The 15,325-nt window shown below is 44.9% G+C and carries 14 protein-coding genes and 1 other annotated feature (1 of these 15 running past the window's edge); of the genes, 11 read left to right on the plus strand and 3 right to left on the minus strand.

What is annotated here, in order from left to right; genetic code table 11:
* Nucleotides 1-9: 9 nt before the first annotated feature.
* The 10 genes from ytpR to motS all read left to right on the plus strand — a co-directional run bounded on the left by ytpR (nucleotide 10) and on the right by motS (nucleotide 10,783).
* A complete protein-coding gene (gene ytpR, locus M1D94_RS06085) occupies nucleotides 10-615 on the plus strand; it encodes a YtpR family tRNA-binding protein (protein ID WP_003229269.1) in 606 nt (201 codons plus the stop codon).
* A 159-nt stretch (nucleotides 616-774) separates the two neighbouring features.
* The gene (sftA, locus tag M1D94_RS06090; RefSeq protein ID WP_326243256.1) at nucleotides 775-3,624 is read left to right on the plus strand and encodes a DNA translocase SftA; all 2,850 of its coding nucleotides are present in this window, start codon (nucleotides 775-777) and stop codon (nucleotides 3,622-3,624) included.
* Nucleotides 3,625-3,873: 249 nt separating this feature from the next.
* Nucleotides 3,874-5,172, plus strand: a complete 1,299-nt coding sequence (gene murC / locus M1D94_RS06095; RefSeq protein ID WP_003229274.1) for a UDP-N-acetylmuramate--L-alanine ligase — start codon at nucleotides 3,874-3,876, stop codon at nucleotides 5,170-5,172.
* A gap of 161 nt (nucleotides 5,173-5,333) precedes the next feature.
* Nucleotides 5,334-5,756, plus strand: coding sequence for a DUF948 domain-containing protein (locus tag M1D94_RS06100; RefSeq protein ID WP_003229276.1), 423 nt, complete (start codon nucleotides 5,334-5,336; stop codon nucleotides 5,754-5,756).
* 30 nt (nucleotides 5,757-5,786) lie between these two features.
* The gene (locus tag M1D94_RS06105; protein ID WP_004398549.1) at nucleotides 5,787-6,242 is read left to right on the plus strand and encodes a YtxH domain-containing protein; all 456 of its coding nucleotides are present in this window, start codon (nucleotides 5,787-5,789) and stop codon (nucleotides 6,240-6,242) included.
* A 23-nt stretch (nucleotides 6,243-6,265) separates the two neighbouring features.
* A complete protein-coding gene (gene ytxJ, locus M1D94_RS06110; protein ID WP_014480571.1) occupies nucleotides 6,266-6,592 on the plus strand; it encodes a bacillithiol system redox-active protein YtxJ in 327 nt (108 codons plus the stop codon).
* A gap of 235 nt (nucleotides 6,593-6,827) precedes the next feature.
* Nucleotides 6,828-7,904 carry a bifunctional 3-deoxy-7-phosphoheptulonate synthase/chorismate mutase gene (locus M1D94_RS06115; RefSeq protein ID WP_003223454.1) on the plus strand — a complete coding sequence of 359 codons (1,077 nt, stop codon included), beginning with the start codon at nucleotides 6,828-6,830 and terminating at the stop codon, nucleotides 7,902-7,904.
* Between the two features lie 275 nt (nucleotides 7,905-8,179).
* Nucleotides 8,180-9,184 carry a catabolite control protein A gene (ccpA, locus tag M1D94_RS06120; protein WP_003229285.1) on the plus strand — a complete coding sequence of 335 codons (1,005 nt, stop codon included), beginning with the start codon at nucleotides 8,180-8,182 and terminating at the stop codon, nucleotides 9,182-9,184.
* Nucleotides 9,185-9,246: 62 nt separating this feature from the next.
* Nucleotides 9,247-10,065 (plus strand): flagellar motor protein MotP, encoded by an 819-nt coding sequence (gene motP, locus M1D94_RS06125; protein ID WP_014477672.1) that lies wholly within the window; start codon nucleotides 9,247-9,249, stop codon nucleotides 10,063-10,065.
* Nucleotides 10,055-10,783, plus strand: a complete 729-nt coding sequence (motS, locus tag M1D94_RS06130) for a flagellar motor protein MotS (protein ID WP_003229290.1) — start codon at nucleotides 10,055-10,057, stop codon at nucleotides 10,781-10,783. The genes motP and motS overlap by 11 nt, the downstream gene beginning before the upstream one ends.
* A gap of 10 nt (nucleotides 10,784-10,793) precedes the next feature.
* Here the strand turns inward: motS and M1D94_RS06135 are convergent, their stop codons facing one another.
* Genes M1D94_RS06135 through acuA form a run of 3 tightly spaced genes read right to left on the minus strand, consistent with a single transcriptional unit; the run spans nucleotide 10,794 to nucleotide 13,257 of the window.
* Nucleotides 10,794-11,957, minus strand: a complete 1,164-nt coding sequence (locus M1D94_RS06135) for an acetoin utilization protein AcuC (protein WP_015714526.1) — start codon at nucleotides 11,955-11,957, stop codon at nucleotides 10,794-10,796.
* Nucleotides 11,954-12,598, minus strand: a complete 645-nt coding sequence (locus M1D94_RS06140) for an acetoin utilization AcuB family protein (RefSeq protein ID WP_086344203.1) — start codon at nucleotides 12,596-12,598, stop codon at nucleotides 11,954-11,956. The genes M1D94_RS06135 and M1D94_RS06140 overlap by 4 nt, the downstream gene beginning before the upstream one ends.
* Nucleotides 12,599-12,624: 26 nt before the next feature.
* Entirely contained in the window at nucleotides 12,625-13,257 is a 633-nt protein-coding gene (acuA, locus tag M1D94_RS06145) for an acetoin utilization protein acetyltransferase AcuA (RefSeq protein WP_003229296.1), read from the minus strand.
* Between the two features lie 160 nt (nucleotides 13,258-13,417).
* Between acuA and acsA the strand changes: the two genes are divergently transcribed.
* Nucleotides 13,418-15,136 (plus strand): acetate--CoA ligase, encoded by a 1,719-nt coding sequence (acsA, locus tag M1D94_RS06150; protein ID WP_038828850.1) that lies wholly within the window; start codon nucleotides 13,418-13,420, stop codon nucleotides 15,134-15,136.
* A gap of 54 nt (nucleotides 15,137-15,190) precedes the next feature.
* Nucleotides 15,191-15,325, plus strand: a binding site (T-box leader) (it continues 102 nt past the right edge of the window).

Genomic DNA, 15,325 nt, shown 5'->3' on the forward strand with positions numbered 1-15,325 from the left:
TTTTTACTTATGAACGCTTTTTATAATAAAGAAGGTGTGGGAGACACGCTCCTGATCTCTCTTCAAGATGTGACACGCGAACAATTAGGCTATGAAAAACACGGCGACGTCGTCAAAATTTTCAATAACGAAACAAAAGAAACAACGGGCTTCAACATTTTCAACGCGTCTTCTTACTTGACCATTGATGAAAACGGCCCTGTTGCGCTCTCAGAAACATTCGTGCAAGATGTGAATGAGATTTTAAACAGAAACGGCGTTGAAGAAACATTAGTCGTTGATTTATCTCCGAAGTTTGTTGTGGGGTATGTAGAGTCAAAAGAAAAACATCCGAATGCGGATAAATTAAGCGTATGTAAAGTCAACGTAGGAGAAGAAACGCTTCAGATCGTCTGCGGCGCGCCTAACGTTGACCAAGGCCAAAAAGTTGTCGTTGCCAAAGTCGGTGCTGTGATGCCTAGCGGACTTGTCATTAAGGATGCAGAGCTTCGCGGCGTTCCGTCAAGCGGGATGATCTGCTCAGCGAAAGAGCTTGATTTGCCGGATGCCCCTGCTGAAAAAGGAATCCTTGTGTTAGAAGGAGACTATGAGGCGGGAGACGCATTTCAGTTTTAGACTCCCATAAATCCGCCAAAAAAAACGAATCATGTGAAAAGCCGCTAAGCCCTTGTTTAGCGGCTTTGTTTCTGCTGATAGCTTAATCTTTTCTGGGCCGACCAGCAGTGGTATACTAAAAACCGTCCCAGAAAACTATAAGGGAGTTAGAGATAAATTATGAGTTGGCTTCATAAATTTTTTGATTTGTTTTTAGGCGAAAGCGAAGAGGATGCTGAACGGGAGACAAAACCCGCTCAAATTCCGCAGCAACAAGAAGTACATCATCCTGAAGGACAATTAAAAAGATTGGAAGATCCTAAAATATATTATGAATATCCAAAAGGCAAATTCCGTTTTCCAGTCGTGCCTGACGGATACAAAAATCATGACCTGAGAAGGCGCCGCACACCATCGGACGAACCGAAATCCGCGCCTCGTCCAAGTGCTGCACCTTACAGAGAGCGTCCCAGAAATGAAGAAGAGCAGCATACATATCAAGCAGCAGAGCCGGCGAAGAAACCGTTTAAACCGACAAATATCCCTTCGCCTGTCTATGGATTCAATCAAAAACCATCTGTTAAAAAGGATGTGCCGAAAAAGCCTTCTGAAACATTGAACGAACCGGATAAATCGGTAAAAGAGAAGGTAACACTGCTGTCAGAAGAGATCGAACGTGAACGCGGCTATCCTGCTTCAGACACACACAAAAAAGAAAGTCCTTTCTTCCCGGATACCCAATTTAAAAAACAGCCTTCTGGCGTTTTAAACAGAAAGGATACGGAGCATGATGAGGCGCTGGCGAAACGGCCAGCCGAGCCGTCAGGTAACAGAGTGCCATTTGAGTCAGGCGTTCAACAGCCGGAAAAAGAGGAGCCTTTCTTCCCAACTGAACATGCCGAAGAGCAAACACCGCCTGAGATGCTCACAGATACGGCGGCTGAAGGGCTTTCAGACAGTGAAGTAGGCCGCGAAGAGCCTGCAACGGCTGAGGAAGAACAAAGAGAGCAGCAGTCAGAGACATTTGAAGAGCCTGTTTTCTCCGCTGAACTTGATGAAGAGCAAACAGCTCCTGAATCTCAGACAGAGGCAATATCTGAGGATGAAAAAGCAAAAGAGCCGTCAGACAGCCCAGTATACAATCATCATGAAAACGTGGCGGAAGGTGCTGAGTCCCCGTTCGTTCAAGAAGAACAAATGGACATTCGTCAGGAAGAGCCTTTATTTACTGATCATGAGTATTCATCAGAGGCTCTGGCTCCAGCAGAAACTGTGGCAAAAGAATCAGAAGAGCCATCAGACAGCATAATAAATAATCATTATGACATCCTGGGAGAGGCTCAGGAAACGAAGATAGATGTTCAGCCAGACAGCCATACAGAGCTTGGGAAAACTGAACACATGGAGCAGGGTTCCAAATCGTTTACTGCAACTCTTGAAAACCGGCAGGGAATTCGCGCAGACAAACCTCGCGAAGCTTCAGAAGAGCCGAAAAAAAGGCCTGGTGTACAGGCGAAAAGGACCGAACAAAGCGCATCTTCTCAAAAAGGGCCATCCGTTCCTTTTAATGTGATGATGCTGAAAAGAGATACGCATAAACAGCAAAAAGCAGAGGAGCGCCGCGGCAGCTATGTATTTCCGAATGTTGCACTGCTTGATGTCCCGCCAGCGCAGGTTCAAGATGATGCTGCGTGGATCGAAGAACAGCGTCAGCTTCTTGATTTGACCTTGAAAAACTTCAATGTCCGCGCCAATGTGGTCCATGTAACCCAGGGTCCGTCTGTCACGAGATTTGAAGTGCATCCTGAACCGGGTGTAAAGGTGAATAAAATCACCAACTTGTCCGATGATATTAAACTCAGTCTCTCAGCGAGAGATATTCGGATTGAAGCGCCGATTCCGGGGAAAAACACGATCGGAATTGAAGTGCCGAACCGCACGAGCAAGGTGGTTGATTTGCGCCAAATGATTCGCAGCTCAGCTTTCAGGACAAGCAAGTCACCGCTCACAGCTGCGCTGGGATTAGATATTTCAGGAAATCCTGTTGTTATCGACTTGAAGAAAATGCCGCATGGCTTGATTGCCGGCGCTACAGGCTCCGGAAAAAGCGTATGCATCAATACAATATTAGTCAGCCTGCTTTATAAAGCTGACCCGAGTGAGGTAAAGGTGCTGCTGATTGATCCGAAAATGGTAGAGCTGGCCCCTTACAATAAAATTCCTCACCTCGTCAGCCCGGTCATTACTGACGCCAAAGCGGCTACCGCTGCTTTAAAATGGGTTGTTGAGGAAATGGAGCGCCGCTATGAGCTTTTTGCCCATTCAGGTGTCCGCGACATTGACCGCTTTAATCAATTAACCGCTGAACACCAAATGGGTGAAAAGCTGCCATATTTAGTTGTCATTATTGATGAGCTAGCAGATTTGATGATGGTGGCTCCAAACGATGTGGAAGAAAGCATTGCGCGGATCGCCCAAAAAGCCAGAGCGTGCGGTATCCATCTTCTCGTCGCAACTCAGCGTCCGTCAGTCGATGTCATAACAGGCCTGATTAAGGCGAATATCCCGACGAGAATCGCCTTTTCTGTCTCAAGCCAGGTTGATTCCCGAACAATTATTGACATAGCCGGTGCAGAAAAGCTTCTCGGAAAAGGGGATATGCTCTTTTTGGAAAACGGATCGGGAAAACCGGTCCGTCTGCAAGGTAACTTTGTGTCAGACCGGGAAATCGACCGCGTCGTTTCCCACGTCAGAAGCCAAATGCCGCCGACCTATTTATTTGAACAAGAAGAGCTCGTAAGACAAGGATCAGCCCTGAAAGAAGAGGACGAACTGTTTTACGAAGCGTGTGAGTTTGTTGTAGAGCAAAACAGTGCGAGCACTTCAAGCCTGCAAAGAAGATTCAGAATCGGTTACAATCGTGCGGCAAGGCTGATCGACATGATGGAAGCGGAAGGCATGATCTCTGAGGCAAAAGGAAGCAAGCCTCGAGAGGTGCTGATCACAGCAAGTGATTTAATAAACGAATAATATGGGTTCATTTTCACACCAAACATGGTATGATAGTGTTTAGAGCATTTAACAGCTATGCCGCTTTACAGCAGCTGTGCATAGACAAATCTTGATATCTGGGTTTAATCGGAAAGAAATAACCTGATACTAAACATAACAAAACATATAAAATACGCCGCTAAGGGAGGCTTTTCAGCCGCCGCGGTCGCAAATTGAAATGAGCGTCATATACTGGGGAACAGATAGACGTTTGTTGGAGGTACAATTATGACTGTTTATCATTTTGTTGGAATAAAAGGGACCGGTATGAGTCCGCTTGCCCAAATACTTCATGATAATGGATATACTGTCCAAGGATCGGATATCGAAAAATTTATTTTTACGCAAACAGCGCTTGAAAAAAGAAATATTACGATTCTTCCTTTTAGCGCGGAAAATATTAAACCCGGCATGACAGTCATCGCCGGAAACGCATTCCCAGACACGCATCCTGAGATAGAAAAAGCGATGTCTGAGGGAATTCCGGTGATACGTTATCATAAGTTTTTAGGCGACTACATGAAAAAATTCACGAGTGTTGCCGTTACGGGCGCACACGGCAAAACGTCGACTACGGGTCTGCTGGCTCACGTGATCCAAAACGCAAAACCGACGTCTTTCTTAATCGGAGACGGAACAGGCCAGGGAAATGAAAACAGCGAATACTTTGTGTTTGAAGCGTGCGAATACCGCCGCCATTTCTTAAGCTATCAGCCAGATTATGCGATTATGACGAATATTGATTTTGATCACCCTGATTACTTTTCAAGCATTGACGATGTATTTGACGCTTTCCAAGAGATGGCTCTTCAAGTCAACAAAGGCATTATTGCCTGCGGAGACGATGAGCATCTGCCGAAAATCCATGCAAACGTCCCGGTTGTGTATTACGGCACGGGGGAAGAAAATGATTTTCAAGCCAGAAACATCGTAAAAAGCACGGAAGGGACAACTTTTGATGTCTTTGTCCGCAATACGTTCTATGATACGTTTTATATTCCTGCGTACGGCCACCACAATGTATTAAACTCATTGGCGGTCATTGCGTTATGCCATTATGAAGAAATTGATTCCAGCATCATTAAGCATGCTCTAAAATCCTTTGGGGGCGTCAAACGCAGATTCAATGAGAAGCAGCTTGGGGATCAAGTGCTGATTGATGACTATGCCCATCATCCGACAGAAATAAAAGTGACAATCGAGGCGGCAAGACAGAAGTATCCAGATCGGGAAATTGTCGCGGTATTTCAGCCTCATACATTTACACGGACGCAGCAGTTCCTTGACGAATTTGCAGAAAGCCTGAGCGGCGCTGACTGTGTGTATTTATGCGATATTTTCGGCTCAGCCCGTGAGAATGCCGGAAAGCTGACGATCGGCGATCTCCAGGGAAAAATTCATAATGCCAAGCTGATTGAAGAAGATGACACATCTGTTTTAAAAGCTCATGATAAAGCCGTTCTCATCTTCATGGGAGCAGGAGATATCCAAAAATATATGAGAGCCTACGAAAACGTCATGGCATAATAAAAAGCAGTGATCTCACTGCTTTTTATTTATCTGATGGGAAAGCTTATTAAAGGATTTTCTTACATAACGGAGAATAGTATGTATACAGCCCAGTACACATGTTTATGATTGAAGAAAACGGGTAAACAGCAGTATATCCTGCAGCAAGGAGGTTTGAGATGATTATTATTCTTTATTTGAGCGTTGCACTCATCGCAGTTGCATTTCTCGTATTAGTGATCTACTTGTCTAAAACATTGAAGTCATTGCAGCTGACACTAAAAAACGTCGCATCCACTCTTGAAGGGCTGGAGGGACAAATGAAGGGCATCACAACTGAAACAGCCGAGCTTTTACATAAGACCAACCGCCTGGCTGAAGATATTCAGGAAAAATCAGAAAAGCTGAACACGGTCGTTCATGCTGTTCAAGGAGTGGGAGCTTCTGTACAGCAGTTCAATACATCCATGAAACAAGCGGCAGGGTCTGTATCGGCATCAGTTAGAGAAAATCAAGATAAGATCAATCAAGTTGTCACATGGAGTCAAGCAGCAATGGAAATTTGGGAGAAATGGAAGCAAAAGAAAAAATCAGCCCTGTAAGAGAAAAAAATACTAAGAGGAGGAATAATGATGAGCAAAGATGGAATTAATAGTAAAGATTTTTTAATCGGAACTTTAATCGGGGGAATCATCGGTGCCACTACAGCTCTTTTTCTAGCGCCTAAATCAGGTAAAGAACTTCGCGACGATCTCGGCAGCCAGGCTGTTGCTTTACGGGACAAAACTGATAAAATGACGGCAGATGCGAAGGAAAAAGGCACGCAATATGTCAGCATCGCAAAAGACAAAACTTCCAACATCACACAGCTTGTAGCGGATCAGTCTGGACAGATCATGAACAAGGTAAAGGATTTAAGAGACCGTTCCAAATCTGACAAAACGGATTCATCGACTGCAATGCAGGATATGAGGGAAGAAGCGATGCAGGCGGCTGATGAAACAAAAGATCAAGTCCTCCAGACGAAAGAAGATGTAAAAGACGAACTGAAAGATGCACAAAAACAGGCTGAGCAGTTGAATCGCTGAGCAGGGAAGGAAGAGCTTGAGTCATGGCTAAACAGCTTATTCAATCTGAGGAAGAATTTAAACGGATTGCAGAACAGGAAGGCGCTTTCGTCTTCTTTAAACACAGCACCACATGCCCGATCAGCCAGGCAGCATTTCATGAGTTTGATGCCTTTGCAAATCAGCATGAGGATGTGCCGGCTTACTATCTTCAAGTACAAGAAGCCCGGCCGCTGTCCAATTTCATTGCAGAAACATATGGGGTCAAGCATGAAAGCCCTCAGATATTCATCATCCAGAACGGTGAAGTGAAATGGCATACCTCACATTCACAAATTACAGAAGCCGCTATTGAGCAGCATTTGTCATAGAAAAAAGCGTCCAGATAACATCTGGCGCTTTTTTTTGTAAAAAACCCTTGAACATTGCCCTCACATCATGTAGGATAGCTTCATAGATTACTTTATCACTTAAAAGCGTTTGGGTAATAAAGTAGAGTTTTTATAAAATTTTTTGTATTTCAGTATTTCCATTTGGAATTACTTATAGTAAGATGCATGATAACTACAAAATAAAAAATGAATGTGCAGGGAAAGGATGAAAAAAATGAGCAACACAGAGTTAGAGCTTTTAAGGCAGAAAGCAGACGAATTAAACCTACAAATTTTAAAACTAATCAACGAACGCGGCAATGTTGTAAAAGAGATCGGTAAAGCGAAGGAAGCACAGGGTGTCAACCGATTTGATCCTGTCAGAGAACGCACAATGTTAAACAATATCATTGAAAACAATGACGGGCCGTTCGAAAATTCAACCATCCAGCACATTTTTAAAGAGATATTCAAAGCCGGTTTAGAGCTTCAGGAAGAAGATCACAGCAAAGCGCTGCTTGTCTCCCGCAAGAAAAAACCTGAAGATACAATTGTTGATATCAAAGGCGAAAAAATCGGAGACGGCCAGCAAAGATTCATTGTCGGCCCATGTGCGGTAGAGAGCTATGAGCAGGTAGCTGAAGTCGCTGCGGCTGCGAAAAAACAAGGGATTAAAATTTTGCGCGGTGGAGCCTTTAAGCCTCGTACGAGCCCATACGATTTCCAAGGGCTTGGTGTTGAAGGCCTTCAAATTTTAAAACGTGTAGCGGATGAATTTGATCTGGCGGTTATCAGTGAAATCGTAACTCCGGCTCATATCGAAGAAGCGCTGGACTACATTGATGTCATTCAAATCGGAGCGCGCAACATGCAAAACTTCGAATTGCTGAAAGCGGCCGGCGCCGTGAAAAAGCCAGTGCTTCTGAAGCGCGGTCTTGCTGCAACGATCTCTGAATTCATCAATGCTGCTGAATACATCATGTCACAAGGAAATGACCAAATTATCCTTTGTGAGCGCGGAATCAGAACATATGAAACAGCAACGAGAAACACGCTGGATATTTCAGCTGTGCCGATTTTGAAACAAGAAACGCATTTGCCAGTCTTTGTTGATGTTACGCATTCAACAGGCCGCCGTGACCTCTTGCTTCCGACAGCTAAAGCCGCTTTAGCGATCGGTGCAGATGGCGTAATGGCTGAGGTTCACCCTGATCCGTCAGTCGCACTTTCTGACTCTGCTCAGCAAATGGCGATTCCTGAATTCGAAAAATGGCTGAATGAACTGAAGCCAATGGTGAAAGTCAACGCTTAATTGAACAATCCAAAAGGCCGCGCCTGCGGCCTTTTTTTATGCTTTCTCGTTTATTTAGTTATAAAAACCAAGTATACGTTTTCATCATCTATAAAAACGTGTATAATTTCATGAGAAGTAATTAAATTTGATGAATAATGAAAAATAATGTACACTACTGACTTACGCTTACAAATCATAAACGACATAAATTCGGACATTATGACATTTCTCTACATAAAGTGTTTATGCTATAGATAAGGATAAGTGTATCCAGTAAAAGGAGTGGTTTTAGGATGAGCAATATTACGATCTACGATGTAGCGAGAGAAGCTAATGTAAGCATGGCAACCGTTTCCCGTGTCGTGAACGGCAACCCGAATGTAAAACCGACAACGAGGAAAAAAGTCTTGGAAGCCATTGAACGTCTCGGTTACCGTCCAAACGCGGTGGCAAGAGGGCTGGCAAGTAAAAAAACAACAACTGTAGGTGTCATCATTCCCGATATCTCAAGCATTTTCTATTCAGAGCTTGCACGCGGAATTGAAGATATCGCGACAATGTATAAATACAATATTATTTTGAGCAACTCTGACCAAAACATGGAGAAAGAGCTGCACTTGTTAAACACAATGCTCGGCAAACAAGTGGACGGCATCGTGTTTATGGGCGGAAACATTACGGACGAGCATGTGGCGGAATTTAAGCGTTCCCCAGTGCCGATTGTACTTGCCGCTTCTGTAGAAGAGCAGGAGGAAACACCGTCAGTCGCTATCGATTACGAACAGGCGATTTATGATGCTGTGAAGCTTTTGGTTGATAAAGGACATACAGACATCGCATTCGTTTCCGGACCAATGGCAGAACCGATCAACCGTTCAAAAAAACTCCAAGGCTACAAACGTGCGCTTGAAGAAGCGAACCTTCCGTTTAATGAACAATTTGTAGCTGAAGGGGATTACACATATGATTCCGGACTCGAAGCACTGCAGCATCTGATGAGCCTGGATAAAAAACCGACAGCCATTCTTTCTGCAACTGATGAAATGGCACTCGGCATTATCCATGCCGCTCAGGATCAGGGCTTATCCATTCCGGAGGATCTCGACATTATCGGTTTTGATAATACAAGATTAAGCCTCATGGTTCGTCCGCAGCTTTCAACAGTTGTTCAGCCGACATATGATATCGGCGCCGTTGCGATGAGACTGCTGACGAAGCTCATGAATAAAGAGCCGGTTGAAGAGCATATCGTCGAACTGCCGCACCGTATAGAGCTTAGAAAGTCAACCAAGTCATAAGAAAAACAAAGAGCAAGCTTCACCTTTATGGTGAATTCTTGCTTTTTTCATGGGGAGAAATGATGAAACGTTTTGATTATCTTACACCTGTTGGATTTGTGTTAGGAACGATTATTATTGTTATCGGGATTATTTCGGGATCTGGAGTAAGCGGTTTCCGCTCTTTTCTTGATCTGACCTCTTTCTTCATCGTAACAGGGGGACTTTGCGCCGCTGTTTTTATCAGTTTTCCGCCAAGAGAGCTGAAAAAAGCGCCCTCTGTGTTAAAGCAGGCATTCATCCGCCAGGAAGACAATGTGAAAGATCTTGTGAAAACCTTTGTTTCCCTTTCCGATCACGCGCGAAAACACGGGCTTTTATCATTGGATGATCAGGCTCGGGAAATCAAAGATCCATTCTTGAAAAAAGGGCTGCTTTTAGCGATTGACGGCTGGGATGAAGAAACGATTCGGCTCGTCATGGATTCAGAAATCGCAGCAATGGAGGAACGGCACCGAAAAGGGCGGCGAGTTTTTGAAAAAGCGGGAGAATTCGCTCCGGCGTGGGGAATGATCGGAACACTCGTCGGGCTTGTGCTGATGCTTAAAAACTTAAATGACCCGCATATGCTCGGACCAAACATGGCCATTGCGCTTCTGACGACTTTATATGGTTCATTACTGGCAAATATGGTCTTCAACCCGATCGCGGCTAAGCTTGAAGAGAAAACAGAAAGTGAAATTTTCATCAAGCAGGTAATGGTGGAAGGGATTATCGGTGTTCAATCCGGAAAAAACCCGCGCAACCTTGAAAGCCAGCTGGTCGTTTTCAGCTCACGGGAAGAATGGCAGAAGCAGCCAAAACAAGTAAAAACAAAAAAGGGATCTGTACATGAAGCTTAGAAGAGAACGTTTTGAAAGAAGGAATGGAAGCGGAAAAAACAGTCAATCTTCATCCAGCTGGATGGTAACCTTTACAGATTTGATCACCTTGATCCTTGTGTTCTTTATTTTACTCTTTTCGATGTCCCAAATCGATCTGCAAAAATTTAAAGCGGCAGTGGACTCGATCCAGAAGGAAGGCAACGGGCTTCAGCCGGACCAAACATCCATAGAAAAAAAGAATACATCCCCATCTGATACGAAGAAGCAAGAGGATCAGCAGGATCAGCTTCTCAAGAAAGTAAATACATATATAAAAGACAATCATTTAAAGGCCCAAATGACAGCCAAACGGGATGAACGCGGTGTCGTGCTCGTTCTTCAGGAGGCTGTGCTGTTTGATACAGGTGAGGCAAAGGTGCTGAAAAATGCCGAAACACTTCTTCACCAAATTGCCGTTCTTCTTCAAACAATTCCAAATGACATTCAGGTGGAGGGGCATACAGACAGCCGAAACATTTCGACATACCGATACCCGTCGAACTGGGAGCTATCAGCAGCACGGGCAAGTGGAGTGATTCAATACTTCACGTCTAAAGAGAAGCTTCCCTCCAAGCGCTTTATTGCTGTCGGTTATGCGGATACAAAGCCGGTGAAGGATAACAAGACAAATGAACACATGAAGGAAAATCGGCGTGTGGAAATAGTGATAAAAAAATCAAAAACGACCTCTTCGTAAAGGTCGTTTTTTACTTTGTTCTTTGCTGTTCAGAACGTATCGCATATAATGCTTTGCTGACAGTTTGGGCATTTTTTTCTGTGATTTCAGGCTTGCGGGGAATCGGAGGATATAAATCAGCCGGATCGCTCCAGCTCGACGGAAGGGCCACGGGGCATTGTTTTTGCCATTTAGCAATCCATTCCGGCGGGATCTCGTGTCCCGGGTCAATTCCCTTCATTTCAAGCCATATTCTGGCCCAGGCGCGGGGCACGACACGCCAAATATCATATCCGCCGCCTCCGACTGCAATCCATTTCCCTCCGCAATATTGATGAGCCAAAGTGTGTGCAAGACGGGGGATTTCTTCGTATATATTGATTGTTGCTGATAAATGCGTCAGCGGGTCGTAGTAATGGGCATCGGCGCCGTTTTGGCTGATAATGACATCGGGCTTGAAATAAGCGGCGACTTCTGAAGCTGCTGTCCGGTAAGCCTCAAGAAAAGAATCATCCTCTGTAAAAGCGTCAAGCGGGATATTAAAGGAATAGCCATATCCTTTTCCGCTGCCTTTTTCTTGGATCTGACCGGTTCCAGGGAATAAATACCTTCCTGTTTCATGAATGGACAGCGTGCATACGTCAGGATTATCGTAAAATGTAAATTGCACACCGTCCCCGTGGTGGGCGTCGGTATCAATATAAAGTACCCTGGATCTGTATTTTTTCTGGATATATTGAATCGCCACAGCGCTGTCATTATATATGCAAAACCCTGAAGCTCTCCCACGAAAGCCGTGATGAAGCCCTCCGCCAAGGTTTGCCGCATGCAGGGCTTGTCCTGACATGACCCAGTCTGCGGCCGTTAAAGTGCCGCCGACCAAGAGTGATGCCGCTTCGTGCATGCCGGCAAAGACGGGTGTGTCTTCAGTGCCGAGCCCGTAGCTTTCTCCTTCTTCAGCGGGAAGCTTTCCGGCGCCCGCAAGCTTTACGGCCTGAATGTAATCGTCCGTGTGGACAAGGGAAAGCTCCTCTTCTGAAGCGAGTCTGGGGGTGACAATGTCTCCATCATCAAAGGCATTGATCGTCTTAAGCAAATCATATGTTAACAGAACCCGCTGCTGATTAAAGGGATGCTCCTGATGAAACATATAGGTTTGGTAGGATGGAGAATAGATAAATACACTGTCTCTCATAGCAGGTCCCTTTGCTCTGACGGCCATACGACGTGGTGTCCATTTCTTTGTAATGCCTGCAAAAACGGCAGCGGATTCATCGTTTTTACACGGAAGACAAGCACTTTTACACCGGGATCGTCATGCGGATAAACAAGCACGCTTAATATTTTCACTTGAAGGTCTTGGCAAAGACTGCTGATCTCAGCGAGGCTTTTGGTGATGTCGTTTACTTTTATCTCAATTTGCGATCCCGGCTGGTCAGCGCCTGTCAATTTGACAAACGTCCGCAGCAAATCGGTTTTTGTTAAAATGCCTATTAATTTTTGATGGTGTACCACTGGAAGGCAGCCGATGCCATGCTCGTAGAACACGGCTGATATTTCTTCGACAAAATCTAACGGATGGGCGCAGACAACATCCTTTTTCATAATTGAATCTACGCTTCGTGTGAGAAATAGGCTTCGTTTGTTTTCTTCAAAAATACTCGGGCTGGCCTGTTTCATGTCTCTGTCTGTAATCATGCCGATCACGTGTCGTTCTTCATCTACAACAGGCAGATGCCTGATATGGAATTCCTTCAGTTTGCATATTGCTTGTTCAAGCGTATCCGTCTTCGTTAATGTAATGACATCTCTTTTCATGATTTGCTCAACAATCATTATTTTTTCCCCTTTGCCAGTGTCAGTTAATACATATAACGATGATAAAAACGGAGCCTGTCAAATTGCTCAATTGATTCTTGGCTGACGTTTTTTCCAATGCGGGCCATCAGACAGTTTGCAGGGTGGGAGCTGATCTCCGGCTCATCCGTTGCAAACCAGACCAATCCGCCTGCATTCATCATCTTTTCCATGATCTTTCTGTATTCCCACACATCTTTTTTCATCCCTTTTAAATCCCAATGCCAGTAATATTCTGTCGTCATCACAATGTAGTTTTCCATTTGTTCATCCATCATGCTGACGGTCAGGAGCGTCTTTCCGACAGCGCATCCCCGATAGTCCGGCGCTACTTCGATGGCTCCGAGCTCAATCAAATCCTCCATATTTCCTTCAGACCATCTTTCGAGCGGGTCAGGATATAAATACGTGACATAGCCGACAATGGTTCGGCCGTCTCTGGCAATAATAATGCGCCCTTCGGGAAGGCCTGCAATGTCGACTAGCGCTTCATGCTGCTCGCGAGGCGGGCGAAATGCGGTTAAATCTTTATGAAACTCATAACCTGCCAAATCCTCTGGAGAGACAGGCCCTTCTATCAGTAAAGAGCCAGTTGCTGTTTTGATGTTTGCTGAATGGTATGTTTTATGATGTTCCACTAATTCACCGTCCCATCAATTCTTATCAAAAATACATGCCTTCTTTAAGAATACCAAATTATAAAGCGTTTTCAACATGGTTTATATTTTAAAAATTGAGAAGAATATGAATATATACTATAATAATTGTGACAACTTCAGCAAAGGGGGATGTTTGGGCATGAATTTGAAAGCGTTACCAGCAATAGAGGGGGATCATAACTTAAAAAACTATGAAGAAACGTACCGGCATTTTGATTGGGCCGAGGCAGAGAAACATTTCTCTTGGCATGAGACAGGGAAACTGAATGCGGCGTATGAAGCGATTGACCGCCATGCCGAATCGTTTCGAAAAAACAAAGTAGCGCTTTATTATAAAGACGCAAAACGGGATGAAAAATACACATTTAAAGAAATGAAGGAAGAATCAAACAGAGCCGGGAATGTGCTGAGACGGTATGGAAATGTGGAAAAAGGGGACCGCGTTTTTATTTTTATGCCGAGATCACCCGAGCTTTATTTTATTATGCTTGGCGCAATCAAAATTGGCGCCATCGCCGGGCCGCTGTTCGAAGCATTTATGGAGGGAGCGGTGAAAGATCGGCTTGAAAACAGTGAGGCAAAGGTTGTTGTCACAACACCTGAGCTGCTGGAGAGAATACCGGTAGACAAACTGCCTCACTTGCAGCATGTCTTCGTAGTCGGGGGAGAGGCTGAGAGCGGCACGAATATCATCAATTATGATGAAGCAGCGAAACAGGAAAGCACAAGACTGGATATCGAATGGATGGATAAAAAAGACGGCTTTCTGCTTCACTATACATCAGGTTCCACTGGTACGCCAAAGGGCGTGCTGCATGTCCATGAAGCGATGATTCAGCAATATCAAACAGGAAAGTGGGTCCTTGATTTAAAGGAAGAAGACATTTATTGGTGCACGGCTGATCCAGGCTGGGTGACAGGTACGGTATACGGCATTTTTGCACCGTGGCTGAACGGAGCGACAAATGTCATCGTCGGTGGACGTTTCAGCCCGGAAAGCTGGTATGGTACGATTGAACAGCTTGGCGTCAATGTCTGGTACAGCGCGCCGACCGCTTTTCGGATGCTGATGGGTGCGGGAGATGAAATGGCTGCGAAATATGATCTAACTTCACTCCGGCATGTGCTCAGTGTCGGTGAGCCGCTAAATCCGGAAGTCATCAGATGGGGACATAAAGTTTTTAACAAACGAATTCATGATACATGGTGGATGACAGAAACGGGCAGTCAGCTCATCTGCAACTATCCTTGCATGGATATTAAACCGGGTTCAATGGGTAAGCCGATTCCAGGAGTAGAGGCAGCGATCGTTGACAATCAAGGCAACGAGCTACCGCCATACCGAATGGGCAATCTCGCCATCAAAAAGGGCTGGCCTTCCATGATGCATACCATTTGGAATAACCCTGAAAAGTATGAATCGTATTTCATGCCGGGCGGCTGGTATGTGTCTGGGGATTCTGCTTACATGGATGAAGAGGGATACTTTTGGTTCCAAGGCAGAGTTGATGACGTCATCATGACCTCCGGTGAGCGCGTCGGCCCATTTGAAGTGGAAAGCAAGCTTGTCGAACATCCGGCTATTGCAGAAGCAGGCGTAATCGGAAAGCCTGACCCGGTGCGTGGAGAAATCATTAAAGCTTTTATTGCACTCAGGGAAGGATTTGAGCCGTCTGATAAACTGAAAGAAGAGATCCGCCTATTTGTAAAGCAGGGTCTTGCAGCCCATGCGGCTCCGCGTGAGATCGAATTTAAAGAGAAGCTTCCGAAAACCCGAAGCGGAAAGATCATGAGGCGCGTGCTGAAGGCATGGGAGCTTAATCTGCCGGCTGGAGATCTGTCAACAATGGAGGATTAAAAGGCGGCGTTGACACAGGATTTTATTTATGTTAAAAATGATATAGCTTCATATGAAAAGGTAAAGATTGAGACAAGTAGAATATCCTTACGTTCCAGAGAGCTGATGGCCGGTGAAAATCAGCACAGACGGATATATCGAATACACTCATGAACCGCTTTTGCAAACAAAGCCGGCCAGGCTTTCAGT

It is taken from the genome of Bacillus sp. JZ109 (assembly GCF_053903135.1).